We start from the raw sequence: 24963 nt of genomic DNA, 5'->3' as shown, positions 1-24963 counted from the left end.
GTCGATCGCAAAAGCCGGCAAGGGTAAGCCGCTTGCCCGCGGGGTTTATTGATCTGGATCTATGCTTGATGAAAAACGGATGGCACTCGCGCGAGCCGTGGCGGACTAAATATCAGGATGCGCAATCGGCGCCCCTGCGCACTGACATGGATCGGACATGAACGAAACGAAACTGCAAAACACCTCGTTGATGGTCTTGCTGACGCTGGTGAGCATCGCCTTCATCTGGATTCTGCTGCCGTTTTATGGCGCGGTGTTCTGGGCGGTTATCCTCGGCATTCTGTTTGCGCCCTTGCAGCATCAGCTGCAACGCAGGTTCGGCTGGCCCCACAACCTGACGGCCCTGTTCACTTTGTTTCTCTGTGTGGTGATCGCGATCCTGCCGGTGATCACCATCAGTACCTTGCTGGTTCAAGAAGGCGCGGCGCTTTACAACAGAATCGAAAGCGGTGAGCTGGACATTGCCGGGTATGTGTCGCAGTTCAAACAAAGCCTGCCGCCGTACGTTCAGTACTTGCTTGATCGTTTCGGTATGGGCGAGCTGAGCGGGCTTCGAGAGAAAATCATCAAGAGTACGATGCAAGGCAGCCAGTTTGTCGCGACCAAGGCGTTCAGTTTTGGTCAGGGGACATTCCAATTCGTGGTGAGCTTTTTCGTCATGCTCTATCTGCTGTTTTTCTTCCTGCGGGACGGGTCTGAACTGGCGCGCAAAGTACGCGCGGCGATACCGCTGGAAGATACCCAGAAGCGCCGTTTGCAACTCAAGTTCAATCGCGTGGTGCGGGCCACCGTGAAGGGCAATGTGGTGGTAGCGATCACGCAAGGGGCATTGGGTGGTTTTATTTTCTGGTTTCTGGACATCCCGAGCGTGCTGCTCTGGGCGGTGTTGATGGCATTTCTGTCGCTTTTACCGGCAGTGGGCGCGGGGATCGTCTGGATACCTGTGGCGGCGTATTTTCTGTTCAGTGGCGCGATGTGGCAGGCCACGGTGCTGACCTTGTTCGGAGTGTTCGTGATTGGCCTGGTGGACAACGTCCTGCGACCGATCCTGGTGGGCAAGGACACCAAAATGCCAGACTACTTGATCCTCATCTCGACCTTGGGCGGCCTGGCGCTTTTTGGCCTGAACGGTTTTGTCATCGGGCCGTTGATCGCGGCGCTGTTCGTGTCGAGCTGGGCGATTTTCATCGATTCCAAGCCCAAGGTTCAGCTGCCTTAAGCGCTGAGCTGGCCTGAGTCGATACGTTGTGACAGGGCTTGGGCGGCGGGAAGCGAGGTGAGCGGGCCGCTAATCGGTTCGCCGTCCTGCACCAGATACCAACAGGCAAGCAATCCTCGCGCTCTGAGCTGTGCGGGAACGGCGCTGCCGATAACTGACATGATCTGAACCTGAGCCATAAGTACCTCCATTAATCTATGGAGCTACCTTACGGATCGGACGCTTGAACGGACAATCAACGCTTTCGATAGTCGTCATTGACGCCAATGAGTCATGCGCTCAGTCCACCACTTGATCGAGCATATGCACTACTTCCTGCTCATTGAGCAGGCCTTTGCGCACCAGGTTTTCTGCCAGCAGCGAGAGAAATTTTGCGCTGCGATGGCCTTCCAGGTGTTTGAGTTCGGTCAGTGCGTTGTACACCTTGCCGGAAGTGCACAAGCCGACAATGCGATGCGGGTTTTGTGTGGGCATGAGGTCGTCCTTGTTTTTATCAACCTGTTGTTTACGGACAGGTCCAAGCTTGCGGACCGGACATGACATAAATATGACCAACTTTACCTGTCGGTACTGTTCCGACAGCGACCTTGACGAGATTTATTCAGACTTCGTCCAGCCCGTGGTCATAAAAAAGGCCCCGCTGTTACAGCGGGGCCTGATGAGCGTGTTACCAGCGGTCGCCACGATAATAACCATGGGGAGGGCCGTAATAGCCGCGTGGTGGACCATACCCGCGTGGCGGACCGTAATAGATCGGTGCCGGGCGGTAGTACATCGGTTGTTGAACGTAGACCGGCGCCGGTTGGTAATAAACAGGCGGTGGCTGCACGTACACCGGTTGTGGCTGAACGTAAACCGGTTGTTCCACATACACTGGCCGGTCACGACCGATAATTGCTGAGCCGATGATTGCCGAGCCGACGATCGCACCAAACACAGCCGGACCTTCCCAGCCACGACCACCTGCTTCTGCCTGCCCTGCGATAGCGAGAGCACCGATCAGCAAGGCTACTGTGGGGATTTTACGGATCATGATAAGTCCTCGGTTCTTCGACCCGGCGCTCGCGTCTGCAATAGACACAAGTTGTCGCGGGGATACTTCTAAGACAGCATTTTTTTGAAAATCAGCACAGCCGTTGGGTAAATTTTGTGTAAGGTCTGTACCGGCTTCTTTACGGCTGTGTGCCAGGTGCAGACTGGCTTTTATGATCAATCAGAACCGGTGGAGTGGCTAATCCCGTCCATCCGAAAGTGCTATTGAAGGAGATTCCAATGCAGATGAACCCCAACAGAGACACTCAGCTGTGCATGTCACTCTCGGGGCGCCCCGGCAATTTTGGCCTGCGGTTTCATAACCATCTGTACGAACAACTGGGCCTGAATTTCTACTACAAAGCCTTCAGCAGTCAGGACTTGCCGGGTGCCGTTGGCGGCATCCGCGCCTTGGGAATCCGGGGTTGCGGGGTGTCGATGCCGTTCAAGGAAGCCTGTATCGCCTTGGTCGATGAGCTGGATGCATCGGCTGAAGCTATTCAATCGATCAACACTATTGTGAATACCAACGGTCACCTCAAGGCTTACAACACCGATTACATCGCCATTGCCCAGTTGCTTGAAACCCATCAGGTTCCCAAGGATTCGACCTTTGCCCTGCGCGGCAGTGGCGGCATGGCCAAGGCTGTGGCCAGTGCCTTGCGCGATGGCGGCTACAAAAACGGCCTGATCGTGGCCCGGAACGAGCGCGCCGGGCGTGCTTTGGCTGAATCGTTGGGTTACTCATGGCAGGCAGAACTGGGGGGGCAGCGCCCGCAAATGCTGATCAACGTCACGCCCATCGGCATGACCGGCGGGCCGGAAGCGGATCAATTGGCGTTTGAGCCTGACGCTATCGCTGCGGCCGAAACTGTCTTTGATGTAGTCGCGATCCCCTCGGAAACACCATTGATCGTGCGCGCTCGTGCCGAAGGCAAGCGGGTGATCACCGGGCTGGAAGTGATTGCGATCCAGGCGCTGGAACAGTTCGTGTTGTACACCGGCGTACGGCCGACTGATGAACAATTCCAGAAAGCCGTGGCGTTTGCCCGGGGCTGATCATTCCCAAATATTAGTTGGATGTCCCGGCCCTTTCGCGAGCAAGCCCGCTCCCACACTTGACCGCATTAGTCTGAATCAACTTGGTCACCTGTGGGAGCGGGCTTGCTCGCGAAGGCGGAGGCACATCCTGCATCAATGCAACTGGCGGATCGCCGCCCGAGGATCAGCGCTGAACCTGTGGGCGAGCCTGCTCGCGATTGCCGCGACTCGGTCTCCTGCCAATCCCCATTCACTTGTCCTCGAATAACCCCCGCCTATACTGGCCACCAGCAAGCGCAGACTTGCTCTCCAGCCACCGTGACCGAGGTTTTCATGCATCCCGCCATTCTCAACCTGGATCAGGCCGAACTTTTACCGCTGCCCGAAGACTTTGCCCCCACCGGTGATGCCGCCGGCCGCTATCAGCAACGCCTGGCCCGCATCGGTCAGCAATTGGGCGCGCAAAAGCTGGGTTATCGGTTGTATGCCCTGGAGCCGGGCATGCGTGGCAGTCCTTTTCATAACCATCGGGTCAACGAGGAGATGTTCTACATCGTGGCCGGGGAAGGGGAGGTTCGCCTTGGCGCCGAACGTTTTCCGATCCGCGCCGGTGACGTGATCGCCTGCCCGGCGGGCGGTCCTGAAGCCGCGCACCAGATCATCAATACCAGCAACGGCGAATTGCGCTATCTGGCGGTCAGTAGCCAACACTCGCCGGATATTTGCGAATACCCGGATTCCGGCAAATACGTGGTGATGGACGACTTCAAGGTCGATGCGCAGGGCAATGCTTCGGGCTTCGTCGCCGTCGCCAGGCAGGCTGATGGTGTGGATTATTGGGATGGTGAGTAGCGTAATCGGTGGGAGCAGCTGTCTTAATTACTCTTGTGATCACTGAAGATCCAATGTGGGAGCGGGCTTGCTCGCGAAAGCGGTCTGTCAGTCATATTGATGCAAGATACGCCGCCTTCGCGAGCAAGCCCGCTCCCAAATTCAGAATGTCGCGACCAGTCTATTCGAGGCGTGCCAGTCGCTCTTCCAGCGCCACAATCCGCGCTTCAAGCTCTTCGATTCGCTCAATCGACACACCGCCACTGGTGCCACGTTCCGCCGGATTCTGCCGGGCAGCCAGGATTGCTTCGATATCCGCCGGATCGCCCAGTGCATGCATGTAACGGTCTTCGCGCTGGCCAGCCTGGCGCGGAATCAACAGCGCCAGCCCTCTGGCGATCAAACGTTCCAGCTGGTGCACCACCTGCTCGGCATCTTCGAAGTCATGCATGCGGCCGCTGCGGGTCAGCAGTTCGTTGACCGTCTGCGGGCCGCGCAGGAACAACAACCCCGTCAGAATCACCTGCGCCGGCACCAGTTCCAGCGCCTTGTCGACCCGATGCTCCCAGCGGTCGGCACGGCTGCCCATCACCAGCCTGGTAAAACCGCGACCTTCCAGAACGCGCAGGCTCTGGCCGACCTGGCCCTGGCTGAGGTTCATCACCGGTTCGCGGCTGGTTTTCTGGTTGCAGGCAATCACCAGCGCATTAAGCGTCAGCGGATAGGTTTCCGGGCTGGTGGCCTGTTTCTCGATCAACGAGCCCAGAATGCGGATTTCCGTGCTGTTGAGCCGCGGTTCGTCGGAGGTCGTTTCTTGCTCAGTGCTCATCGCGCTTTTCCCTATGCAGTCGAAGCATGCAGTCGAAGCCGCCTAGCCTAATCCTTGCAGGATAAAAGACAAGCCGCAGGGCGGTCGGGCATGGCTATAATCGCTCCACGTTTTTACTCCTGTCACCACACGAGACCATCATGACTATTTCCCTGTACGCCGCTTCCGTTCCGGTTTTCCAGCAAATGCTCAATGCCTTGAGCAACAACCTGAGCAAGGCCGAAGCCCACGCTACCGCGAAAAACATTGATCCGAACGCATTCCTGCAAGCCCGTCTGTACCCGGACATGTTCCCGCTGGTGCGTCAGGTGCAGATCGCCGTTGATTTCGCCAAAGGCGTTTCGGCGCGTCTGGCTGAAGTCGAACTGCCGAAATATGACGACACCGAAACCACCTTCGCCGAACTGCAAGCGTTGATTGCCAAGGTCCTGGCCTTCATTGGCGAGATCAAGCCTGAGCAGATCGACGGCAAGGAAGGCATCGAGATCGTTACCCGTCCAGGCACGCCTAAAGAGAAGCGCTTCACTGGCCAGGCTTACCTGCTGAGCTACGGTTTGCCGCAGTTCTTCTTCCACGTGACCACCGCTTACGCACTGCTGCGTCACAACGGTGTGGAAGTGGGCAAGCGCGATTACATGGGCGCGTTCTAAACCGCCCAGGTACAAAAAAGCCCGCCAAGGTGTAAGCCTTGGCGGGCTTTTTTACATGCGTTGCTGCGGCGATCTTTTGATCTTTTTATGCCAGACGCTGGGCTTCCCGGGCTTTCTGGGTCTTCTGTTCCTCACCCTGGCATGCCGCCGCGGTGAACAGCACGTCGGTGGAGGAGTTCAGCGCGGTTTCCGCCGAGTCCTGCAACACACCGATGATGAAGCCGACCGCCACCACCTGCATGGCGATTTCGCTCGGGATGCCGAACAGGCTGCACGCCAGCGGAATCAGCAACAGCGAACCGCCTGCCACGCCCGAGGCGCCACAGGCACAGATCGCCGCGACGATGCTGAGCAGGATGGCTGTCGGAATATCCACGGCGATGCCCAGGGTATGCACGGCAGCCAGGGTCAGCACGGTGATGGTGATCGCGGCGCCGGCCATGTTGATGGTGGCGCCGAGCGGGATCGACACCGAATAGGTATCTTCGTGCAGGCCCAGACGCTTGCTCAACTCCAGGTTGACCGGAATGTTCGCCGCCGAACTGCGGGTGAAGAAGGCAGTGATACCGCTCTCGCGCAGGCAGGTGAGTACCAGCGGATACGGGTTGCGACGTAGCTTCCAGAACACAATGGCCGGGTTCATCACCAGCGCCACGAACAGCATGCAGCCCAACAACACGGCCAGCAGATGCATGTAGCCGATCAAGGCACCGAAACCGGAGGTGGCGAGGGTCGAGGCCACCAGGCCGAAGATCCCCAGCGGCGCAAAGCGAATCACCAGACGCACGATCAAGGTCACGCCATTGGACAGGTCGCCCAGTACTTTGCGCGTCGTCTCGCCTGCATGGCGAATCGCAACGCCCATGCCGATCGCCCAAGCCAGGATACCGATGAAGTTAGCGTTCATCAGCGCGCTGACCGGGTTGTCGACCACGCTGAGCAGCAGGCTTTGCAGCACTTCGCTGATGCCGCCCGGTGCGGTCACCGCAACATCCTGGGTAGCCAACACCAGACTCGACGGGAACAGCGTACTGGCGATCACCGCCACCACGGCCGCCGCGAAGGTGCCCAGCAAATACAGAAACAGAATCGGCCGGATATGGGTTTCCTGGCCGTGCTTATGGTTGGCAATCGAGGCCATGACCAGCACGAACACCAGAATCGGCGCGACAGCCTTGAGCGCCGACACGAACACTTTGCCAATGAAGGCGGTGGATTTGGCCAGCTCAGGCGCGAACAACGCCAAGGCAATCCCGGCGATCAGGCCGATAATGATTTGCGTGACCAGGCTACTGCGTTTCAGGCGTTGCAAAAGAGAAGGGGATGAAGCGGTCATAACGGCATCTCTGATTTTATTAGGGTGCAGGGTTCTGTTCATGCAGCAAAAAGCCGGGCAGGCCACATGGAGGGAACCGAAGGGTCGCTGCATCAATGCCAATGAATGGCCGATGAGCAAAGTGTAAGTACCGCAGGCCGCGGACTTTATCACAGCGTAGGCGTGATCCTTCAGACCTGTGACGATCTGCCACCCGATTGCTCAACGCGATTTGCAGGTTCGTGCAACTTCGTCCGGAAACACTCTGTTAAGCTTCGCCATCCTCATTTTCAAGTTCTGCCAGTGAGCCTTCGGGCTGTCGCTGGTGTCGTCGTTTTCCTGGAGTTCTGCATGCTGTTGCCCATTCTTCTGTTGTCCGCCGCCGGTTTTACGGTGCTGACAACGGAATTCATCATCGTCGGCCTGTTGCCGGCAATCGCCCGAGATCTGGACGTCAGCATTCCTCAAGCGGGTTTGCTGGTGACCCTGTTCGCCTTTACCGTGGCTGCTTTCGGACCGTTCCTGACGGCGTATTTCGCCAGATTTGAACGGCGCAAACTGTTTATCAGCGTGCTGATCATGTTCGGCCTAGCCAACACGCTGGCGGCGCTGGCGCCGAACATCGGGGTGATGGCCATTGCGCGATTGATTCCGGCGCTGGGGTTGCCGGTGTTCTGGGCGTTGGCCAGTGAAACCGCGGTGGACATCGTCGGGCCGGACTATGCCGGGCGGGCCATCTCCAAGATCGGTTTCGGCATTGTCTGCGCCACGGTGTTCGGTATTCCGGTGGGTACGCTGATTTCCGATGCGTTCGGCTGGCGCAGTGCCTTTGGCATTCTGGCAGTAATCGCGTTTGCCAAGGCGTTGCTGCTGTTTATCTACCTGCCGAAAACCAACCTGCACCAACATCAAGTGAGCTTCCGTTCGCAGTTCAGAATCCTGCGTAGCCCGTTGATGCTGGGGCATGTGCTGTTATCGATCCTGGTGTTCAGCGGCATGTTCACCGCTTACACCTACCTGGCAGACATTCTTGAGCGACTGGCCGGTTTCAACGGCACCGTCGTCGGCTGGTGCCTGATGGGCTTCGGTGCGGTCGGCTTGATCGGCAATTCATTGGGCGGTCGCGCGGTGGATCGGCATCCGCTAATTGCTTCAGTAACGTTCTGTGCCTTCATGATCGCCGGCATGGTGGCCTTGGTGCCGAACATTCATTCGCCCCTCGGTCTGGCGGCAGCGATGGGGATTTGGGGCGTGACTCAGGCCGCGCTGTTCCTGGTCAGCCACGTGCGTCTGATGAAGGCTGCGCCTGAGGCACCGGCCTTTGCTGCATCGTTGAACATTGCCGGGGCTAACCTCGGAATCGGTCTGGGCGCGATGGTCGGTGGGCGGGTGATCGACAGTGTCGGCCTGGGCGGCCTGGGTTTCGCGGCGGCTGGTTTTATCCTTGTCTCGATCCTGTTGGCGATGGCGCTGATGACCTTTAAACCTCGCGAAATCTGCGCCTGACACCTCATATCGCGGTAAACAGCTCGCGGCGAGCACCTTCGGTAATGGCGACAATGCCGGGGTGCTTGACCTTGCGCTCCACCGAGATGGCGTAGAACGACTCGCGCACCGCGTCGGTCTGGCCAATCAACTCCACGCCGCATTGGCGTCTCACTTCGTCGGCAATCACGCTCGGGCCGATGAATATCCCGCTGCCGGATTGGCCGAAAGCCTGCATCAAGGCGCTGTCGTCGAACTCGCCGACGATCTGTGGCTGGATCTGCTGTTCGGCAAACCAGCGTTGCAAGCGACTGCGCACCACGGTTTCCGGCCCGGGAATCAGCAGCGGGGCGCCGTGCAGGCTGCGGGGGAAGTCCTGGCCATATCGCGCCGCCAGTTCGGCTGTGGCGAAGAAGCTGATGCCGCATTCACCGAGTTTCTGGCTGTAGCCCTTGATGTCCAGATGCGAGGGCATCGGGCTGTCGGAAATCACCAGATCAAGGCGCTGAATCGCCAGGTCGGCAAGCAAACGTTCCAGTTTGTCTTCGCGACAGGTGATACGCAGGGGCTCGCTCAACTCCATGGTCGGAGCGATCAGGCGATAGACGATGGATTTGGGCACTACGTCGGCGACTCCTACCCGAAACAGGATTTGTTGTTCATTGGGCTGCGCCCGCAGCATCAACTCCAGTTCGCCCCCGAGCTGAAACATCTGCTCGGCGTAGGGCAGGGTCTGACGCCCGGCTTCGGTGAGTTCCAGCTGCCGGCCGACCCGACGAAACAACTCGATGCCATAGGTTTGCTCGAGCAGGGAAATCTGCCCGCTGATGGTCTGTGGCGTCAGGTTCAGTTGCTCGCAGGCGCGCACGATGCTGCCCGTCTTGGCCACCACCCAGAAGTAATGCAGCTGTCGATAATTAAGCATCTATTTATATTCCGGGGCAGGAGCTGCAGATGAAGATATGGATTCGTTAAAACCGAAGTATAGCCGCTAAAAATACGAATTTTCCTGAAGTGTTTGCTTCCTTAGAATGCCTCGCTATCGACGGATCGCCTTTCCGGTTCTGTCTGTTCTATTTGAGGGAAGCATCATGAAGCTTAAAACCACGGCACTGCTGATCACGTCTTTACTGGTGTTGGCCGGTTGCGACCAGGCCGAGAAAAGCGCTCAGCAATTGATGGGCAAGGCTGCCGAAACCGCTAAGCAGGCAATTGACGATACCCACAAAGCGGCCGAGCAAGCGCTCAGCGATGCCACGGGCGGTTTGATCACCAAGAAAGAACAACCGGCCAAAGAGACGGACAAATCCGAATCTTCGTCCCAGGAAATCTAAACCGTCTACAACGAGTCAGGACTGACCCATGGAATACCTTTTAGAACTTGCTGCAAGCCCCACTGCCTGGGTCGCCTTGGCCACGCTGGTGGTGATGGAAATCGTGCTCGGCATCGATAACCTGATCTTCATCTCGATCCTCACCAACAAACTGCCCGAACAGCATCGCCAGAAGGCGCGGCGCATCGGTATCGGCATGGCGTTGATCCTGCGCCTGGCACTGTTGAGCACCATCGCTTTCATCGTCCAGCTGACGGAGCCTGTGATCGAGATTCTCGGCCACGCGTTCTCCTGGAAGGACATGATCCTGATCGCGGGTGGCCTGTTCCTGTTGTGGAAGGCGACCACCGAGATCCATCACAGCATGGATCCGGCGCCGGATGATCCGACGTCGGCCACCTCGACTGTGACCCTGGGTTTTGCCGCTGCGATCGGTCAGATCCTGCTGCTGGACATGGTGTTCTCCATCGACAGCATCATTACCGCTGTCGGCATGACCGAGCATTTGCCGATCATGATCATTGCGGTGGTGGTGTCGGTACTGGTGATGTTGTTGGCAGCTGACCCTCTGGCCAAGTTCATCAACGACAACCCGACGGTGGTGATGTTGGCGCTGGGCTTCCTGATCATGATCGGCATGACGCTGATCGCCGAAGGTTTTGGCGCCCACGTACCGAAAGGCTACGTCTACGCGGCCATGGCGTTCTCGGCCACGATCGAAGGCTTGAACATGCTGTCTCGTCGGGCCAGGCAGAAGCGCATCGCCGCAGAAGCTTAACCTTTGTTAAACGAAACGGCCGCCTGAACTCGAAAGAGCCCAGGCGGCCGTTTTTGTTTGGGCGACCGAAAAGCGCCGGTCAGTGCGCGGTGGCGGGGTGGGCAGCCGGCTGATCGGTTTTCGCCACAGGCGCCGATTGAACCGGGTGATGATGGTGCCGGCGGGTAATACGTAAAACGCCCCACAGCATGGCGGCGGCCACGGCCAGCCAGCCGGAAATCAACATTACAATGGTCATTGTCAGGCTCATCAGTGCCTCCTCTTTGCCCTGCATCGGGCACACACTCTTCCTTGGTAAGTGACAGTTTAGCCGCTGCTGTATTTCAGACTATTGACCAAAGGTCGCCTGTCACCAACCAGTTCGCTCTATCGAATGTAATCAACTGCCCGTTAAGGCTATACCGCTGCCGCGCGGCATCCTATGATCGACGGCCAAGCCGGGAGTGTGAATACCTGGCGTCTGAACAAGAGAGTGATGATGGTGCGGGTAGTTTCTCGAATTCGATCTTTGGTATTGATCGTTGGCTGCGTTGCCGGTCTGGCTGGTTGTGCGGGGAGCGTGGCGCCTGAGATCAAGCGTCTTCCTGAGCGGGTCGAACTCAGCGGTACGTTCTACCGTGGGCAAAGTTATCAAAGCGGGCCTCAGGTTCTGGCCAGCCTGCTGTCCCAGCAAGGCATCGTGATAACCCCGGGCTTACTCGACAAACCTCTGCATTTGCCGGGTGCCGAAGACCGCTTGCAGCAGAACATGCAGGACCTCGCGCGCGAGTACGGGATGGTGGTCTATCCCCTCGACAGCCATTTGCCAGCGCTGCTGGCCCAGGTTGCGGCCGGTTATCCGGTAATGGTGCGCTTCACCGAAGGCTCGGCGTTTTGGGCAGAGCCCCGATACGCCATTCTCGCCGGTTACAACCGTCAGAAGCAGACCGTGCTGCTGCGCGCCGGGATGGATCGTCGGTTGCTGATGGGGTTCAGCGCCTTTGAATCGGCGTTCGAGAATGCCGGTGGCTGGGCCGTATTGATCCAGAAGCCGGACCAGATTCCGGCCAATGTTGATCAGCAGCGCTGGCTGAAAGCGGCGAGCGATCTTGCCCAGTCAGGTCAGGAGCAGGCGGCAGCCAGGGCGAAGAAGGCGTTGAGCGCGAAGTAAGTTCCGCTCGTCATCGGCATGGCACTGCCACGCTATGCTGGAGTCTCAGGTAGAGGGTCCGGACTTTTCCGGGACCATGATCAGGAGGCGCCATGGCACATTCCAATACCCCCACTGGTCCGCACTCGTCTGAGCATTCGTCCGATAATGAGTTGGGGTTCGACCCCGATTCCCCGGACGTTGCCGATCCTCAGGTCGATCCCATCGGGCCCGCCAAGGCGCCCAGGGATGTAAAACCGGGTGAGGAGGGCAAGAAGGCCCCGGCAAAGCCTTACGATCCACTTGGCGATCTGAAACCCAAGCCCTAGTGTGAGGTGCATATGTCTACCGATTCGAGCTTCGACGACAAACGTCCTGATCCTCCTGACAGTGTTCCAACAACCCCCGAAGAAGATCTGGATCCGGTGATGGATCCGGACAGTCCGTTACGGGACCCCTTGGCCAGACCGACCGTGGTACCAACAAAGCATCCGCAAGGCTGGAAAGACCCGAGTGCCGGGGATGGCATTCCGGATGACGATCAGATGCCGTTGCCTAATGATTAATCCGGACAAAAAAAGCCCCGAATATTCGGGGCTTTCTTTTGGAGGCGTTTCGACTTTATTTCGATGCTTCAACCACGCCGCTCTGGCGATGCTTGAGATTCTTGTCGGACTTGTACTGCAGGGCGACGGACGGCACGTTGGCGCTCTTGCCGGTTTCGACCCAGCTACGAATCCGGCTGGCATCGGCAAAGTGCGTGTACTTGCCGAAGGCGTCGAGAATCACCAGCGCCATCGGACGATCACCCATGTGGGTGACCAGCACCAGGCAGTGACCGGCCGCGTTGGTAAAACCGGTTTTGGTCAGTTTGATGTCCCAGTTAGGCTTGTTGACCAAATGGTCGGTGTTGCGGAAACCCAGGCTGTAGTTGGGTTTACGGAACGAAACGGTTTTTTCCTTGGTGGTGCTCAGCTGAGTCAATAGCGGGTGCTTGTGTGCGGCGATCAGCAGTTTGCTCAGATCGCGGGCGGTGGACACATTGCGAGGGGAGAGGCCCGTCGGTTCGACAAAGTGGGTGCTGGTCATTCCCAGCGCTTTGGCTTTGGCGTTCATGGCGGCAATGAACGCGACATAGCCGCCCGGATAGTGATGGGCCAGACTCGCAGCGGCACGGTTTTCCGACGACATCAGGGCAATCAGCAGCATCTCTCGGCGCGGCAATTCGCTTTTGAGTTTGACCCGGGAAAACACGCCTTTCATTTCCGGGGTGTCGCTGATGTTGATGGAAAGGTATTCGTCCATGTTCTGCCGGGCTTCTACCACCACCAGGCCGGTCATCAGTTTGCTGACGGACGCGATTGGCACTACCACGTCAGGATTGCTGGCATAGATCACTTTGTTGGTTTGCATATCCATCAGCAAGACACTGCCGGAAGCGATCTTCAGTTGTGAAATGTCTCGGGGTGCGGCGGTGGTTTCTGCGGCGTTGATCGTTGGCGCGGTGAAAGTCCCTGTAAATGCAAAAAATAGACTCAGGATTGAAAGACGGATTTTCACGCTGGCGGACTCATAAAGGGTGGATATGCCGTTTTGTAACGGGCTGTTTCTTTAAAAAGCGACGCATTTTAGGAGTATGGCTGAAGAACTGTCGATGGTTGTTCTATGTTCAGGGGAAAGTGCTTGGAAGCACGCTTTTCCGGCAGATGGTCGAGCTTTTTCTGCAGGCAAAAAGAACCCCGCGATGGCGGGGTTCTTTTATGCGGCGCTGCAAGCAAGCGTGAACTCAGCCGTGCAGGGTTTCCGCGGCGTACAGCGTGTTTTCCAGCAGGCAGGCGCGGGTCATCGGGCCAACGCCACCCGGAACCGGCGTGATCCAGCCGGCGCGGGGCAGGGCGGTTTCGTAGATCACGTCACCGACCAGCTTGCCGTCTGCCTGGCGATTGATGCCAACGTCGATCACGATCGCGCCTTCCTTGATCCATTCGCCTTTGACCAGGCCCGGCTTGCCGGCTGCAACCACCACCAGGTCGGCGCGACCGACATGGCCCGCCAGATCCTTGGTGAAACGGTGGGTAACGGTCACGGTGCAACCGGCCAGCAGCAGTTCCATCGCCATTGGACGGCCAACAATGTTGGAAGCCCCGACAATGACCGCGTCCATCCCGTAGAGGTCGGCACCGGTGCTTTCCAGCAACGTCATGATGCCTTTAGGGGTGCACGGACGCAGCAGCGGAATGCGCTGGGCCAGACGGCCGACGTTATAAGGGTGGAAACCGTCGACGTCCTTGTCAGGACGAATGCGCTCCAGCAATTTGGAGGCGTCCAGGTGTTCAGGTAAAGGCAGCTGAAGCAGGACGCCGTCAATCGCCGGGTCGTCGTTCAGGCGATCGATCAGGTCGGTCAGTGCTTCTTGAGTGGTTTCGGCAGGCAGGTCGTAGGCTTGGGAAAGGAAGCCGACCTCTTCACAGTCTTTACGCTTGTGCGAGACATAAACCTGAGAGGCAGGATCGCTGCCGACCAGGATCACCGCGAGGCCGGGTGTGCGCAGGCCTTGCTGGCGACGCTCGGCGACTCGTTTGGCGATCTGCTGGCGCAGGCTGGCGGCGATCGATTTGCCGTCGATTAGTTGTGCAGTCATTGCGCGTGATTAACCATCGAGAGGGGAAAAAAAGAGAGCGCATTCTCGCATGTCATGAGGTGAGGGCAAAGGCGCTTGGTCTGCAAATTCCCCTAACCCCTTTAATTAAATGAATTTTTTTTAAAAAAGAGTTGACGCCCTTCAGGCTCACCTATAACATTCGTCGCACTTGTCGGGCACAGCCTAGCACTGGTTAAGAAGGTCGAGCAGAGTTGATGTTTAATTCGGTGAGACTGAAAGCACTTAGTTTGTAATCGTCCAAGAATACAGATTAACAAGGCGCCCGTAGCTCAGCTGGATAGAGCATCCGCCTTCTAAGCGGATGGTCGCAGGTTCGAGTCCTGCCGGGTGCGCCAATTAGGCAGCTTTGGCACAAGTAACGCAACATGGCAATATGGTGGGCGTAGCTCAGTTGGTAGAGCACGGGATTGTGACTCCCGTTGTCGAGGGTTCGATCCCCTTCGTCCACCCCATATTTAGAAAGGCGCCAGATTAACAGTCTGGCGCCTTTGCTTTAAAAGTTTGATGCGGATGTGGTGGAATTGGTAGACACACTGGATTTAGGTTCCAGCGCCGCAAGGTGTGAGAGTTCGAGTCTCTCCGTCCGCACCATTACAAACAGCTATTTAATAGCAGAAAACGGCGCAGCACCTGAAAAGGGCTGCGCCGTTTTTGTTTTAGAAATCTGAATTTTCAAAGCAACCGCATGTTCCGGGTTGAAAGGGCGGGTAGGGTCGTCGAATTTATGTATCTCGATGATGCTGATTCGCCCGTCGGTCCCCTCGTGGGGTCGGCTGTCAGGGATGGATTGCCGATTTCTTCTATATATAGAAGGATTGGCGCAGAGCCCTGGCATGACTGGCTGTATTTGCTAATAGGGCGAGGCACAACCGTTTGTCCCCGCCTATAAATTGCCTGCTGCTTTTTTACCCGTTTTCAGTAGGGTGACTTCTTGAGTATGACCCACTAGAATGCATGCCCTTGATTCTGGGGTCGGAAACGGCCGGCTAACGTCTGTGCAACGAGGAATATCCATGCAAGTTTCTGTTGAAAATACTTCTGCTCTTGAGCGCCGCATGAGCATCACCGTGCCGGCTGAGCGCATCGAGACTCAGGTCAACAAGCGTCTGCAGCAGACTGCCCAAAAGGCCAAGATCGCTGGCTTCCGTCCAGGCAAAGTGCCTATGAGTGAAATCAAGCGCCGTTTCGGTGCTGATGCACGTCAAGAAGCCGTGGGCGATGTGATCCAGTCTTCCTTCTACGAAGCTGTTGTCGAGCAGAAGCTGAACCCGGCTGGCGCTCCTTCGATCGAGCCTAAATCGATGGAAGCTGGCAAAGATCTGGAATACGTCGCAATTTTCGAAGTTTTCCCGGAGTTCACCGTTGCCGGTTTCGAAGGTATCACTGTCGAGCGCCTGAGCGCTGACGTGGCTGATGCCGATCTGGACAAGATGCTGGAAATCCTGCGCAAGCAGAACACCCGTTTCGAAGTTGCCGATCGCGCTGCTCAGAACGAAGACCAACTGAACATCGATTTCGTCGGCAAAGTCGACGGTGAAGTGTTCGCAGGCGGTTCCGCCAAAGGCACCCAGCTGGTACTGGGTTCCGGTCGCATGATCCCTGGCTTCGAAGATGGTCTGGTCGGCGCTAAAGCCGGCGAAGAGCGCGTTCTGAACCTGACCTTCCCAGAGGACTATCAGAACCTCGACCTGGCAGGCAAAGCTGCTGAGTTCACCGTAACCGTGAACACCGTTTCCGAGCCTAAACTGCCTGAGCTGACCGAAGAGTTCTTCGCTCAATTCGGCATCAAGGAAACCGGTCTGGAAGGCTTCCGCACCGAAGTTCGCAAGAACATGGAGCGCGAACTGCGTCAGGCGATCAAATCCAAGGTCAAGAATCAGGTTATGGACGGTCTGCTGGCCACCAACCCGATCGAAGTGCCAAAGGCTCTGCTGTCCAACGAAGTTGACCGTCTGCGCGTGCAGGCTGTTCAGCAGTTCGGCGGCAACATCAAGCCTGACCAACTGCCGGCCGAGCTGTTTGAAGAGCAAGCCAAGCGCCGCGTTGTGCTGGGTCTGATCGTGGCTGAAGTGGTCAAGCAATTCGACCTCAAGCCTGACGAAGCCCGCGTTCGCGAGATGATTCAGGAAATGGCTTCGGCTTACCAGGAGCCTGAGCAGGTTGTGTCTTGGTACTACAAGAACGACCAGCAACTGAACGAAGTCCGTTCGGTTGTGCTGGAAGAACAAGTTGTGGATACTGTTCTGCAGAAAGCTAGCGTGACCGACAAATCGGTCTCTTACGAAGAAGCGGTCAAGCCGGTAGAAGCTCCACAAGCCGACTGATTGTTTTTGCGGTAAGAAGTACACACCATAAGCCAGCCTTCGTGCTGGCTTATGCGTATTCAAGACATAACTATTTGGGAGTGACTGCAGAGCATGTTCCGTAATTCGTATATTCAGCAGAACTCTGATATCCAGGCCGCAGGCGGCCTGGTCCCGATGGTTGTCGAGCAGTCTGCTCGTGGCGAGCGCGCCTATGACATCTACTCGCGCCTTCTCAAGGAGCGAGTGATTTTTCTGGTTGGTCCGGTAGAGGACTACATGGCCAACCTGATCTGTGCGCAACTGCTGTTCCTTGAAGCGGAAAACCCGGACAAGGACATCCATCTCTATATCAACTCGCCGGGCGGTTCGGTGACGGCGGGCATGTCGATCTATGACACCATGCAGTTCATCAAGCCAAACGTGTCGACCACCTGTATCGGTCAAGCGTGCAGCATGGGCGCGTTTCTGCTGACGGCCGGTGCCCAAGGCAAGCGTTACTGCCTGCCGAACTCGCGTGTGATGATTCACCAGCCACTGGGCGGTTTCCAGGGCCAGGCCTCGGATATCGAAATCCATGCCAAGGAAATCCTCTTCATTCGTGAGCGTCTCAACACGCTGATGGCCAAGCATAGCGGGCGCACTCTTGAAGAAATCGAGCGCGATACCAACCGCGATAATTTCATGAGTGCAGAAGCGGCGCGTGAATACGGGTTGATCGATGAAGTGATCAACCAGCGCCCCGCTTAAAATAAGCAGCTCAAAATAGGGTTGGTCAGCTGGTCTGATCACCGGCGGGCTTGAAAAAGCCCGCAATAGCCTTCATCTTGTGTTGCAAGCCTATCGGATTTGGATCGAACGAATGACTGACACCCGCAACGGCGAGGACAACGGCAAGCTGCTCTATTGCTCCTTCTGTGGCAAAAGCCAGCATGAAGTACGCAAATTGATTGCCGGCCCCTCGGTCTTTATCTGCGACGAGTGCGTCGACCTGTGCAATGACATCATCCGTGAGGAGGTGCAGGAAGCCCAGGCCGAAAGCAGCGCGCATAAATTGCCTTCGCCTAAAGAAATCAGCGGCATCCTTGATCAGTACGTGATTGGTCAGGAACGTGCGAAAAAGGTTCTGGCCGTAGCGGTGTACAACCACTACAAGCGTTTGAACCAGCGTGACAAAAAGAATGACGACGTCGAACTCGGCAAAAGCAACATCTTGCTGATCGGCCCGACAGGCTCGGGTAAAACCCTGCTTGCCGAAACACTGGCCCGCTTGCTGAACGTTCCGTTCACCATCGCCGACGCAACCACCCTCACCGAGGCGGGTTATGTCGGTGAAGATGTCGAGAACATCATTCAGAAGCTGCTGCAGAAGTGCGATTACGATGTAGAAAAAGCCCAGATGGGCATCGTCTACATCGATGAGATCGACAAGATCTCGCGCAAGTCTGACAACCCGTCGATCACCCGGGACGTTTCCGGTGAAGGCGTGCAGCAGGCCCTGCTCAAGTTGATTGAAGGCACGGTCGCTTCCGTTCCACCTCAAGGTGGTCGCAAGCACCCGCAGCAGGAATTCCTTCAGGTCGACACCCGTAACATCCTGTTCATCTGCGGTGGTGCGTTCTCCGGTCTGGAAAAGGTTATTCAAAACCGTTCCACCAAGGGCGGCATCGGTTTCAACGCGGAAGTTCGTAGCAAGGAAGAAGGCAAGAAAGTCGGTGAGTCCCTGCGTGAAGTCGAACCTGACGACTTGGTCAAGTTCGGTCTGATCCCGGAATTCGTCGGTCGTCTGCCGGTACTTGCCACGCTGGACGAGCTTGATGAGGCTGCGTTGATGCAGATTCTCACCGAGCCGAAAAATGCTCTGACCAAGCAGTATGCCAAGCTGTTCGAGATGGAAGGCGTGGACCTGGAATTCCGGGCCGACGCGCTGAAATCGGTCGCCAAACGTGCTCTGGAACGCAAAACCGGTGCCCGTGGACTGCGCTCGATCCTCGAAGGTGTATTGCTCGACACTATGTATGAAATCCCCTCGCAGTCCGAGGTGAGTAAAGTAGTGATCGATGAAAGCGTTATAGAAGGTAAGTCCAAGCCACTGTATATCTACGAAAACAGTGAGCCGGCTGCCAAGGCAGCGCCAGACGCCTAAGCGTCACACTGCTGAAATAAAGAAGGGGCCTTCGGGCCCCTTTGCTTTTAACGCGTTTTAACATTTTATTTGCGCTTGTTTTTTTTGAAAACAGCCCCCATCTTGGTTTCAAGCTTACATCCATCTGTTTACGGCCTTATGGCCGCCGTAGAGGCGAAATCATGAAGACAACCATCGAATTGCCTCTCCTGCCATTGCGTGATGTCGTGGTTTATCCGCACATGGTTATCCCGCTGTTCGTGGGGCGCGAGAAATCCATCGAAGCCCTCGAGGCAGCGATGACGGGCGACAAGCAAATCCTTCTGCTGGCTCAGCGAAATCCCGCTGATGACGATCCCGGTGAAGAAGCACTTTATCGCGTAGGCACCATCGCTACCGTTCTGCAGCTGCTCAAGCTGCCTGACGGCACGGTCAAGGTTCTTGTCGAAGGCGAGCAGCGGGGCGCCGTGGAGCGCTTCAGCGAAGTCGACGGCCACTGCCGTGCCGAAGTTTCGCTGATCGACGAAGTCGACGCGCCTGAGCGCGAGTCGGAAGTGTTTGTCCGCAGCCTGCTGGCTCAGTTCGAACAATATGTGCAGCTGGGCAAGAAAGTCCCCGCTGAAGTCCTGTCGTCGCTTAACAGCATCGACGAGCCAGGTCGCCTGGTTGACACCATGGCCGCGCACATGGCCTTGAAGATCGAGCAGAAGCAGGAAATCCTCGAAATCATCGATTTGTCGGCCCGGGTCGAGCACGTTCTGGCGTTGCTGGATGCCGAGATCGATCTGCTGCAAGTCGAAAAACGTATTCGCGGCCGCGTTAAAAAGCAAATGGAGCGCAGCCAGCGCGAGTACTACCTGAATGAGCAGATGAAGGCCATTCAGAAAGAGCTGGGCGACAGCGACGAAGGCCACAACGAAATCGAAGAGCTGAAAAAGCGTATCGATGCCGCTGGTCTGCCGAAAGATGCATTGGCCAAGGCCCAGGCCGAACTGAACAAGCTCAAGCAAATGTCGCCAATGTCCGCGGAAGCGACTGTGGTGCGTTCGTATATCGACTGGCTGGTTCAAGTGCCGTGGAAGGCCCAAAGCAAGGTGCGTCTGGACCTCGCTCGTGCCGAAGACATTCTCGACGCCGACCACTATGGTCTGGAAGAAGTCAAAGAGCGGATTCTCGAATACCTCGCCGTGCAGAAGCGCGTGAAGAAGATTCGTGGTCCTGTGCTGTGCCTGGTGGGTCCTCCAGGGGTGGGTAAAACCTCTCTGGCGGAGTCGATCGCTCACGCCACCAACCGCAAATTCGTCCGTATGGCCCTCGGTGGTGTGCGCGATGAGGCGGAAATTCGTGGTCATCGCCGGACTTATATCGGTTCGATGCCAGGAAGATTGATTCAAAAGATGACAAAGGTGGGTGTCCGCAACCCGCTGTTCCTGCTCGATGAAATCGATAAAATGGGCAGTGATATGCGTGGCGATCCGGCGTCGGCGTTGCTGGAAGTGCTCGATCCCGAGCAGAACCACAACTTCAACGATCACTATCTGGAAGTCGATTACGACCTGTCCGATGTGATGTTCCTGTGCACCTCCAACTCGATGAACATTCCGCCAGCACTGCTGGACCGGATGGAAGTGATTCGTCTGCCGGGTTACACCGAAGACGAGAAGATCAACATCGCTGTCAAATACCTTTCGCCGAAGCAGATTACGGCCAACGGTCTGAAAAAAGGCGAGCTGGAATTCGACGCCGAAGCGATTCGCGACATCATTCGCTACTACACCCGCGAAGCCGGTGTACGTGGGCTGGAGCGCCAGATTGCCAAGGTTTGCCGCAAGGCGGTCAAAGAGCATGCGATGGAAAAACGCTTCTCGGTGAAGGTCACTGCCGACATGCTCGAGCACTTCCTGGGCGTGCGTAAATTCCGCTACGGCCTGGCTGAGTCGCAGGATCAGATCGGTCAAGTCACAGGCTTGGCGTGGACCCAGGTGGGCGGCGAATTGCTGACCATTGAAGCCGCGGTCGTGCCGGGTAAAGGCCAGTTGATCAAGACGGGTTCTCTGGGTGACGTGATGGTCGAGTCGATCACCGCAGCCCTGACCGTTGTCCGTAGCCGTGCGAAGAGCCTGGGGATTCCTCTGGACTTCCATGAGAAGCGCGACACGCATATCCATATGCCTGAAGGGGCAACGCCGAAAGATGGCCCTAGCGCCGGTGTAGGCATGTGCACGGCCTTGGTATCAGCATTGACTGGCATTCCTGTGCGCGCAGATGTTGCCATGACCGGCGAAATCACCTTGCGTGGTCAAGTGCTGGCGATCGGGGGGTTGAAGGAAAAACTGCTGGCGGCTCACCGTGGCGGAATCAAGACGGTGATCATTCCGGAAGAGAACGTACGCGATCTGAAGGAAATTCCTGACAATATCAAGCAAGATCTACAGATTAAACCAGTTAAATGGATTGACGAGGTCCTGCAAATTGCGCTGCAATACGCGCCGGAGCCCTTGCCGGATGTGGTTCCGGAGATCGTTGCAAAGGATGAAAAACGCGAGTCTGACTCTAAGGAAAGAATTAGCACGCATTAGTACGCATTTGCCTGGGGGGCTTGTTGACAGTTTTTTAGAGCCCTTGTTATAAAGCGGCTCTTAAGTGTCTGTAGGCCATTCAGCACTCGTTTTTTTGCTTTCACCAAAAAACTTAGAATCAAACTCAAAATAGATATAAGGGGACTTAGAGTGAACAAGTCGGAACTGATTGATGCTATCGCTGCATCCGCTGATATCCCGAAAGCTGCTGCTGGCCGTGCGCTGGACGCTGTAATCGAATCCGTCACTGGCGCTCTCAAGGCTGGCGACTCTGTTGTTCTGGTTGGTTTCGGTACCTTCTCCGTGACCGATCGTCCAGCTCGCATCGGTCGTAACCCACAGACCGGTAAGACGCTGGAAATCGCCGCCGCCAAAAAGCCAGGTTTCAAAGCCGGTAAAGCACTGAAAGAAGCTGTCAACTAAGTTCGATTCAGGTTTTTGCCTATCCGGGTCGGGGTCATTCCTGACTTGGCAGCGGAGCGGTAGTTCAGTCGGTTAGAATACCGGCCTGTCACGCCGGGGGTCGCGGGTTCGAGTCCCGTCCGCTCCGCCAGTTACGAGAAGGCGCATCCTCGGATGCGCCTTTCTTCTATCCGGATTCTACCCACGCTCCACGGTTGCCTAATTTTGAAGTTCAACCGTTTCTGGGGGACGCATGCTGCAGAATATCAGGGACAATTCACAAGGCTGGATTGCCAAGACCATTATCGGGATCATCGTTGTACTGATGGCTTTCACCGGTATCGAGGCCATTTTCCAGGCGACGACCAACAGCCAGGATGCGGCCAAGGTCAACGGTGAAGAAATCAGTCAAAACGAGCTGAACCAGGCGGTTGATATGCAACGCCGTCAGCTCATGCAACAGCTTGGCAAGGATTTCGATGCTTCCTTGCTCGACGAAAAAATGCTGCGCGAATCGGCCCTCAAAGGCCTGATCGATCGCAAACTGCTGCTGCAAGGCGCAGAAAAGTCGAAATTCGCTTTCTCCGAAGCGGCTTTGGATCAGGTGATCCTGCAAACGCCTGAATTCCAGGTGGATGGCAAGTTCAGCGCCGAGCGCTTCGATCAGGTGATCCGTCAACTCGGTTATAGCCGTCTGCAATTCCGCCAGATGCTGGCTCAGGAAATGTTGATCGGTCAGCTGCGCGCGGGCTTGGCCGGTAGCGGCTTTGTCACTGATGCGCAGGTTCTGGCCTTCGCCCGTCTGGAAAAACAGACCCGCGATTTCGCCACCTTGAACGTCAAGGCAGATCCTGCGGCGGTGAAATTGACTGACGACGAAGTCAAAGCCTACTACGACGAACACGCCAAGGAATTCATGACGCCGGATCAGGTGGTCATCGATTACCTCGAATTGAAGAAAGCGTCCTTCTTTGATCAGGTCAGCGTCAAGGACGAAGACCTGCAAGCGGCGTATCAGAAAGAAACCGCGAACCTGTCCGAGCAACGCCGGGCTGCGCATATTCTGATCGAAGTGAACGATAAGGTGACCGAGGCGCAAGCCAAGGCCAAAATCGAAGAAGTGCAGGCGCGTCTGGCCAAAGGCGAAACATTCGAGGCCCTGGCCAAGGAATTCTCCCAGGATCCAGGCTCGGCGAACAATGGCGGTGACCTCGGTTATGCAGGTCCAGGCGTCTACGATCCAGCGTTTGAAAAAGCCCTGTATTCGTTGGCCAAGGATCAGGTTTCGGAGCCGGTTCGCACTGACTTCGGTTTCCACCTGATCAAGCTGCTGGGCGTTGAAGCCCCTGAAGTGCCGACATTCGCCAGCCTGAAAGACAAGCTGACCCGCGAGCTGAAAACCCAGCAGGTCGAGCAGCGTTTCGTCGAGGCGACCAAGCAGTTGGAAGACTCGTCGTTCGAGGCCTCCGACCTGGCCCAGCCAGCACAAGACTTGAAGCTGACTGTCCACACGTCCGCGCCATTCGGCCGGGAAGGTGGCGAAGGTATTGCGGCCAACCGTGCCGTGGTGACCGCTGCGTTCAGTCCTGAAGTGCTGGATGAGGGTGCCAACAGCACCGCCATCGAGCTGGACCCGGAAACCGTGATCGTGCTGCGCGCCAAGGAACACCGCAAGCCTGAGCAACTGCCGCTGGAAAGCGTGGCTGCCAGCATCCGTGCGCAACTGACCAAGGAGCATGCCAGTGCTGCCGCCAAGACCAAGGCTGATCAACTGATCGTCAGCCTGCGCGATGGCAAGACTGCACTGGACAAGGCGATCGATGGCCAGAACTGGAAAGTGACTCAAGCTGCGACTCGCGCTCAGGAAGGGGTCGACCCAACCGTGCTGCAAGCGCTGTTCCGTATGCCGAAACCCGCTGCCCAAGACAAGCCGACCTTCAGTAGCGTGACCCTGGCCGATGGTAGCCTGGTGATTGTGCGTCTGAATGGCGTGAACGAAGCTGCGGCACCGACCGAAGAAGAGAAGGTTCAATACCGTCGCTTCCTCGCCTCGCGCATTGGCCAGCAAGACTTTGCGGCCTACCGCAAACTGTTGGAAAGCGAGGCGGAAATCAAGCGTTTCTGATGCTTGACTGAGCTTTGCGCGACACAAAGACCCCGGCCGAAAGGCTGGGGTTTTTTATGGGTGAAACAAAAGCGGCATGAGCTACCCGTCGCCTGCTTATTTACCGCGCGACTTTTTCCTGTCAGTAACAGTCAGTAGACTTGTAACTGTTTCAAGACACTAAACGGTGCGACGCTAAGCATCGATCTGTTGCACAATACGCCCCGAACCGTTTTCCTCAGGATGTTCAATGTTTAAATCAATTCCCATGCGTATTGTCGGGCTGGCCTTGGTGCTGGCCGCCGCTGCCGGTTGTTCGTCGAAGAAAGCCGCCATCTACGAGCATGAGAACTTCGACGATTCCGGAACGTTCTCGCGCAATTACCCGGTGAGCGATAAGCAGACCTGCGAGGCCGCCCGTCGGGCTTTGCTCAGCCAGGGTTACATCATCACCAGCGCCGATCCGAAGCTGGTCAGTGGACACAAGAGCTTCCAGCAGACTGGCGAGACCCACATGGAGATCAGCTTCAGCGTGGTTTGTGCCGATGACGGCAGCGAAGGGCATCACGCGACGATGTTCGCCAACGCCTTGCAGGACCGCTATGCGCTGAAAAAGACCAACAACTCCGCCAGCCTTGGTGTCGGTGTATTGGGCTCGGTGTCGATGCCGATCGGCTCGTCCGATGATTCGATGGTCAAGGTCGCCAGTGAAACCGTATCCTCGGCCAAGTTCTACGAGCGTTTCTTTGCCTTGGTCGAGTTGTTCCTGCCGCCGGAAGCGAAGAAGGCCGCGCACATTACCGAGAAGCCGAAGACTGATCTGGGTGTGCCTGAAACCAAGGCTGCGCCGGCTCAGTTGGCGCCGACCCCGGCGGCAGAACCTGCACCTGCTCCAGCGCCGGCAGCTGAACCTGCACCAGCTGAAACCGCTCCATCCAGTTCGGAGCCTGTTGCACCACCTGCTGAAACGGCGCCGATCACTCCGGAGCAGGGCAGCGAGCCGGCTTCGTCCACAGAAACGGTGACGCCACCGGCAGACTCAAGCACCATGCCCCCTCCGAGCGAGCCAATTTCGGCCATGCCTGTCTCCGGCCAGTAAAAGGCTGATGTTACGGATCGGGTCAGACGACTCCGATCCCGTAACA

26 protein-coding genes and 4 tRNA genes are annotated in these 24963 nt (G+C 56.8%); 21 read left to right on the top strand and 9 right to left on the bottom strand.

Annotated elements, in window-relative coordinates; genetic code table 11:
- Positions 1-157: 157 nt before the first annotated feature.
- Entirely contained in the window at positions 158-1219 is a 1062-nt protein-coding gene (locus tag AB7M29_RS25000) for an AI-2E family transporter (RefSeq protein WP_217857240.1), read from the top strand.
- Here the strand turns inward: AB7M29_RS25000 and AB7M29_RS24995 are convergent.
- The 3 genes from AB7M29_RS24995 to AB7M29_RS24985 form a co-directional block, all read right to left on the bottom strand.
- On the bottom strand, positions 1216-1398 hold the full coding sequence (locus tag AB7M29_RS24995) for a hypothetical protein (RefSeq protein WP_007901757.1): 183 nt from the start codon (positions 1396-1398) through the stop codon (positions 1216-1218). The genes AB7M29_RS25000 and AB7M29_RS24995 overlap by 4 nt on opposite strands.
- 100 nt (positions 1399-1498) lie before the next feature.
- Positions 1499-1693: a hypothetical protein gene (locus AB7M29_RS24990; RefSeq protein ID WP_030131554.1), complete on the bottom strand. Its 195-nt coding sequence runs from the start codon at positions 1691-1693 to the stop codon at positions 1499-1501.
- 193 nt (positions 1694-1886) lie between these two features.
- A complete protein-coding gene (locus AB7M29_RS24985; protein ID WP_030131555.1) occupies positions 1887-2252 on the bottom strand; it encodes a hypothetical protein in 366 nt (121 codons plus the stop codon).
- A gap of 239 nt (positions 2253-2491) precedes the next feature.
- Here AB7M29_RS24985 and AB7M29_RS24980 point away from each other — a divergent pair, with 239 nt between their 5' ends.
- Both AB7M29_RS24980 and AB7M29_RS24975 read left to right on the top strand, forming a co-directional pair.
- Positions 2492-3310 carry a shikimate 5-dehydrogenase gene (locus AB7M29_RS24980; RefSeq protein WP_217857238.1) on the top strand — a complete coding sequence of 273 codons (819 nt, stop codon included), beginning with the start codon at positions 2492-2494 and terminating at the stop codon, positions 3308-3310.
- 315 nt (positions 3311-3625) lie between these two features.
- Complete coding sequence (locus tag AB7M29_RS24975) at positions 3626-4144, top strand: cupin domain-containing protein (protein WP_217857237.1); 519 nt, start codon at positions 3626-3628, stop codon at positions 4142-4144.
- Between the two features lie 160 nt (positions 4145-4304).
- Here AB7M29_RS24975 and AB7M29_RS24970 read toward each other — a convergent pair whose 3' ends face one another.
- Positions 4305-4952, bottom strand: a complete 648-nt coding sequence (locus AB7M29_RS24970) for a YceH family protein (protein WP_454248222.1) — start codon at positions 4950-4952, stop codon at positions 4305-4307.
- A gap of 140 nt (positions 4953-5092) precedes the next feature.
- Here AB7M29_RS24970 and AB7M29_RS24965 point away from each other — a divergent pair, with 140 nt between their 5' ends.
- On the top strand, positions 5093-5602 hold the full coding sequence (locus tag AB7M29_RS24965; protein ID WP_007901777.1) for a DUF1993 domain-containing protein: 510 nt from the start codon (positions 5093-5095) through the stop codon (positions 5600-5602).
- An 85-nt stretch (positions 5603-5687) separates the two neighbouring features.
- On the opposite strand, the gene sstT is transcribed toward AB7M29_RS24965, so the two are convergent.
- Positions 5688-6938 carry a serine/threonine transporter SstT gene (gene sstT / locus AB7M29_RS24960; RefSeq protein WP_454248221.1) on the bottom strand — a complete coding sequence of 417 codons (1251 nt, stop codon included), beginning with the start codon at positions 6936-6938 and terminating at the stop codon, positions 5688-5690.
- A gap of 330 nt (positions 6939-7268) precedes the next feature.
- On the opposite strand from sstT, the gene AB7M29_RS24955 reads away from it, so the two are divergent.
- Positions 7269-8423, top strand: a complete 1155-nt coding sequence (locus AB7M29_RS24955) for an MFS transporter (RefSeq protein ID WP_052967280.1) — start codon at positions 7269-7271, stop codon at positions 8421-8423.
- Between the two features lie 4 nt (positions 8424-8427).
- On the opposite strand, the gene nhaR is transcribed toward AB7M29_RS24955, so the two are convergent.
- Positions 8428-9327: a transcriptional activator NhaR gene (gene nhaR, locus AB7M29_RS24950; protein WP_052967281.1), complete on the bottom strand. Its 900-nt coding sequence runs from the start codon at positions 9325-9327 to the stop codon at positions 8428-8430.
- A gap of 166 nt (positions 9328-9493) precedes the next feature.
- Here nhaR and AB7M29_RS24945 point away from each other — a divergent pair, with 166 nt between their 5' ends.
- Both AB7M29_RS24945 and AB7M29_RS24940 read left to right on the top strand, forming a co-directional pair.
- Positions 9494-9736: a hypothetical protein gene (locus AB7M29_RS24945; protein WP_038982399.1), complete on the top strand. Its 243-nt coding sequence runs from the start codon at positions 9494-9496 to the stop codon at positions 9734-9736.
- A gap of 28 nt (positions 9737-9764) precedes the next feature.
- Positions 9765-10514 (top strand): TerC family protein, encoded by a 750-nt coding sequence (locus AB7M29_RS24940; protein ID WP_008011416.1) that lies wholly within the window; start codon positions 9765-9767, stop codon positions 10512-10514.
- A gap of 79 nt (positions 10515-10593) precedes the next feature.
- On the opposite strand, the gene AB7M29_RS24935 is transcribed toward AB7M29_RS24940, so the two are convergent.
- Positions 10594-10764 carry a hypothetical protein gene (locus AB7M29_RS24935; RefSeq protein WP_187326411.1) on the bottom strand — a complete coding sequence of 57 codons (171 nt, stop codon included), beginning with the start codon at positions 10762-10764 and terminating at the stop codon, positions 10594-10596.
- Positions 10765-10935: 171 nt separating this feature from the next.
- Between AB7M29_RS24935 and AB7M29_RS24930 the strand changes: the two genes are divergently transcribed.
- The 3 genes from AB7M29_RS24930 to AB7M29_RS24920 all read left to right on the top strand — a co-directional run bounded on the left by AB7M29_RS24930 (position 10936) and on the right by AB7M29_RS24920 (position 12209).
- Positions 10936-11664, top strand: a complete 729-nt coding sequence (locus AB7M29_RS24930) for a cysteine peptidase family C39 domain-containing protein (protein ID WP_217857234.1) — start codon at positions 10936-10938, stop codon at positions 11662-11664.
- A 92-nt stretch (positions 11665-11756) separates the two neighbouring features.
- Complete coding sequence (locus tag AB7M29_RS24925) at positions 11757-11972, top strand: DUF6021 family protein (protein WP_052967284.1); 216 nt, start codon at positions 11757-11759, stop codon at positions 11970-11972.
- Between the two features lie 12 nt (positions 11973-11984).
- On the top strand, positions 11985-12209 hold the full coding sequence (locus AB7M29_RS24920) for a hypothetical protein (RefSeq protein WP_217857233.1): 225 nt from the start codon (positions 11985-11987) through the stop codon (positions 12207-12209).
- Positions 12210-12264: 55 nt separating this feature from the next.
- Here AB7M29_RS24920 and pbpG read toward each other — a convergent pair whose 3' ends face one another.
- Positions 12265-13203 (bottom strand): D-alanyl-D-alanine endopeptidase, encoded by a 939-nt coding sequence (pbpG, locus tag AB7M29_RS24915; protein ID WP_123720359.1) that lies wholly within the window; start codon positions 13201-13203, stop codon positions 12265-12267.
- A 226-nt stretch (positions 13204-13429) separates the two neighbouring features.
- The gene (gene folD / locus AB7M29_RS24910; protein WP_217857232.1) at positions 13430-14284 is read right to left on the bottom strand and encodes a bifunctional methylenetetrahydrofolate dehydrogenase/methenyltetrahydrofolate cyclohydrolase FolD; all 855 of its coding nucleotides are present in this window, start codon (positions 14282-14284) and stop codon (positions 13430-13432) included.
- A 279-nt stretch (positions 14285-14563) separates the two neighbouring features.
- On the opposite strand from folD, the gene AB7M29_RS24905 reads away from it, so the two are divergent.
- From AB7M29_RS24905 to AB7M29_RS24855, 11 genes are all read left to right on the top strand, one after another.
- Positions 14564-14640 (top strand) — tRNA-Arg (locus tag AB7M29_RS24905).
- A 41-nt stretch (positions 14641-14681) separates the two neighbouring features.
- Positions 14682-14757: transfer RNA gene (locus AB7M29_RS24900), tRNA-His, on the top strand.
- A gap of 54 nt (positions 14758-14811) precedes the next feature.
- Positions 14812-14896 (top strand) — tRNA-Leu (locus AB7M29_RS24895).
- Between the two features lie 422 nt (positions 14897-15318).
- Positions 15319-16629 carry a trigger factor gene (gene tig, locus AB7M29_RS24890; RefSeq protein WP_052967287.1) on the top strand — a complete coding sequence of 437 codons (1311 nt, stop codon included), beginning with the start codon at positions 15319-15321 and terminating at the stop codon, positions 16627-16629.
- A 93-nt stretch (positions 16630-16722) separates the two neighbouring features.
- Positions 16723-17358, top strand: a complete 636-nt coding sequence (clpP, locus tag AB7M29_RS24885; protein ID WP_007901795.1) for an ATP-dependent Clp endopeptidase proteolytic subunit ClpP — start codon at positions 16723-16725, stop codon at positions 17356-17358.
- Positions 17359-17470: 112 nt separating this feature from the next.
- On the top strand, positions 17471-18754 hold the full coding sequence (clpX, locus tag AB7M29_RS24880) for an ATP-dependent Clp protease ATP-binding subunit ClpX (RefSeq protein WP_007946893.1): 1284 nt from the start codon (positions 17471-17473) through the stop codon (positions 18752-18754).
- Between the two features lie 161 nt (positions 18755-18915).
- Positions 18916-21312, top strand: coding sequence for an endopeptidase La (gene lon, locus AB7M29_RS24875; protein ID WP_007901802.1), 2397 nt, complete (start codon positions 18916-18918; stop codon positions 21310-21312).
- A 150-nt stretch (positions 21313-21462) separates the two neighbouring features.
- Positions 21463-21735, top strand: coding sequence for an HU family DNA-binding protein (locus AB7M29_RS24870; RefSeq protein ID WP_002552737.1), 273 nt, complete (start codon positions 21463-21465; stop codon positions 21733-21735).
- 53 nt (positions 21736-21788) lie between these two features.
- Positions 21789-21865: transfer RNA gene (locus AB7M29_RS24865), tRNA-Asp, on the top strand.
- A gap of 102 nt (positions 21866-21967) precedes the next feature.
- Positions 21968-23839 (top strand): SurA N-terminal domain-containing protein, encoded by a 1872-nt coding sequence (locus tag AB7M29_RS24860; RefSeq protein ID WP_052967288.1) that lies wholly within the window; start codon positions 21968-21970, stop codon positions 23837-23839.
- 229 nt (positions 23840-24068) lie between these two features.
- Positions 24069-24917 (top strand): DUF2242 domain-containing protein, encoded by an 849-nt coding sequence (locus AB7M29_RS24855; protein WP_217857230.1) that lies wholly within the window; start codon positions 24069-24071, stop codon positions 24915-24917.
- Positions 24918-24963: the final 46 nt, after the last annotated feature.

Source organism: Pseudomonas sp. F-14 TE3623 (genome assembly GCF_053629015.1).
Note: the sequence above shows the minus strand (reverse complement) of the source record. Positions and strands in the feature narration are given on the sequence as shown.

Excerpts from the sequence above, each read along its gene's own strand:
- AB7M29_RS25000 (WP_217857240.1), top strand. The coding sequence starts at position 158 with ATGAACGAAACGAAACTGCAAAACACCTCGTTGATGGTCTTGCTGACG.
- AB7M29_RS24995 (WP_007901757.1), bottom strand. The coding sequence starts at position 1,398 with ATGGCTCAGGTTCAGATCATGTCAGTTATCGGCAGCGCCGTTCCCGCA.
- AB7M29_RS24990 (WP_030131554.1), bottom strand. The coding sequence starts at position 1,693 with ATGCCCACACAAAACCCGCATCGCATTGTCGGCTTGTGCACTTCCGGC.
- AB7M29_RS24985 (WP_030131555.1), bottom strand. The coding sequence starts at position 2,252 with ATGATCCGTAAAATCCCCACAGTAGCCTTGCTGATCGGTGCTCTCGCT.
- AB7M29_RS24980 (WP_217857238.1), top strand. The coding sequence starts at position 2,492 with ATGCAGATGAACCCCAACAGAGACACTCAGCTGTGCATGTCACTCTCG.
- AB7M29_RS24975 (WP_217857237.1), top strand. The coding sequence starts at position 3,626 with ATGCATCCCGCCATTCTCAACCTGGATCAGGCCGAACTTTTACCGCTG.
- AB7M29_RS24970 (WP_454248222.1), bottom strand. The coding sequence starts at position 4,952 with ATGAGCACTGAGCAAGAAACGACCTCCGACGAACCGCGGCTCAACAGC.
- AB7M29_RS24965 (WP_007901777.1), top strand. The coding sequence starts at position 5,093 with ATGACTATTTCCCTGTACGCCGCTTCCGTTCCGGTTTTCCAGCAAATG.
- sstT (WP_454248221.1), bottom strand. The coding sequence starts at position 6,938 with ATGACCGCTTCATCCCCTTCTCTTTTGCAACGCCTGAAACGCAGTAGC.
- AB7M29_RS24955 (WP_052967280.1), top strand. The coding sequence starts at position 7,269 with ATGCTGTTGCCCATTCTTCTGTTGTCCGCCGCCGGTTTTACGGTGCTG.
- nhaR (WP_052967281.1), bottom strand. The coding sequence starts at position 9,327 with ATGCTTAATTATCGACAGCTGCATTACTTCTGGGTGGTGGCCAAGACG.
- AB7M29_RS24945 (WP_038982399.1), top strand. The coding sequence starts at position 9,494 with ATGAAGCTTAAAACCACGGCACTGCTGATCACGTCTTTACTGGTGTTG.
- AB7M29_RS24940 (WP_008011416.1), top strand. The coding sequence starts at position 9,765 with ATGGAATACCTTTTAGAACTTGCTGCAAGCCCCACTGCCTGGGTCGCC.
- AB7M29_RS24935 (WP_187326411.1), bottom strand. The coding sequence starts at position 10,764 with ATGAGCCTGACAATGACCATTGTAATGTTGATTTCCGGCTGGCTGGCC.
- AB7M29_RS24930 (WP_217857234.1), top strand. The coding sequence starts at position 10,936 with ATGATCGACGGCCAAGCCGGGAGTGTGAATACCTGGCGTCTGAACAAG.
- AB7M29_RS24925 (WP_052967284.1), top strand. The coding sequence starts at position 11,757 with ATGGCACATTCCAATACCCCCACTGGTCCGCACTCGTCTGAGCATTCG.
- AB7M29_RS24920 (WP_217857233.1), top strand. The coding sequence starts at position 11,985 with ATGTCTACCGATTCGAGCTTCGACGACAAACGTCCTGATCCTCCTGAC.
- folD (WP_217857232.1), bottom strand. The coding sequence starts at position 14,284 with ATGACTGCACAACTAATCGACGGCAAATCGATCGCCGCCAGCCTGCGC.
- tig (WP_052967287.1), top strand. The coding sequence starts at position 15,319 with ATGCAAGTTTCTGTTGAAAATACTTCTGCTCTTGAGCGCCGCATGAGC.
- clpP (WP_007901795.1), top strand. The coding sequence starts at position 16,723 with ATGTTCCGTAATTCGTATATTCAGCAGAACTCTGATATCCAGGCCGCA.
- clpX (WP_007946893.1), top strand. The coding sequence starts at position 17,471 with ATGACTGACACCCGCAACGGCGAGGACAACGGCAAGCTGCTCTATTGC.
- lon (WP_007901802.1), top strand. The coding sequence starts at position 18,916 with ATGAAGACAACCATCGAATTGCCTCTCCTGCCATTGCGTGATGTCGTG.
- AB7M29_RS24860 (WP_052967288.1), top strand. The coding sequence starts at position 21,968 with ATGCTGCAGAATATCAGGGACAATTCACAAGGCTGGATTGCCAAGACC.
- AB7M29_RS24855 (WP_217857230.1), top strand. The coding sequence starts at position 24,069 with ATGTTTAAATCAATTCCCATGCGTATTGTCGGGCTGGCCTTGGTGCTG.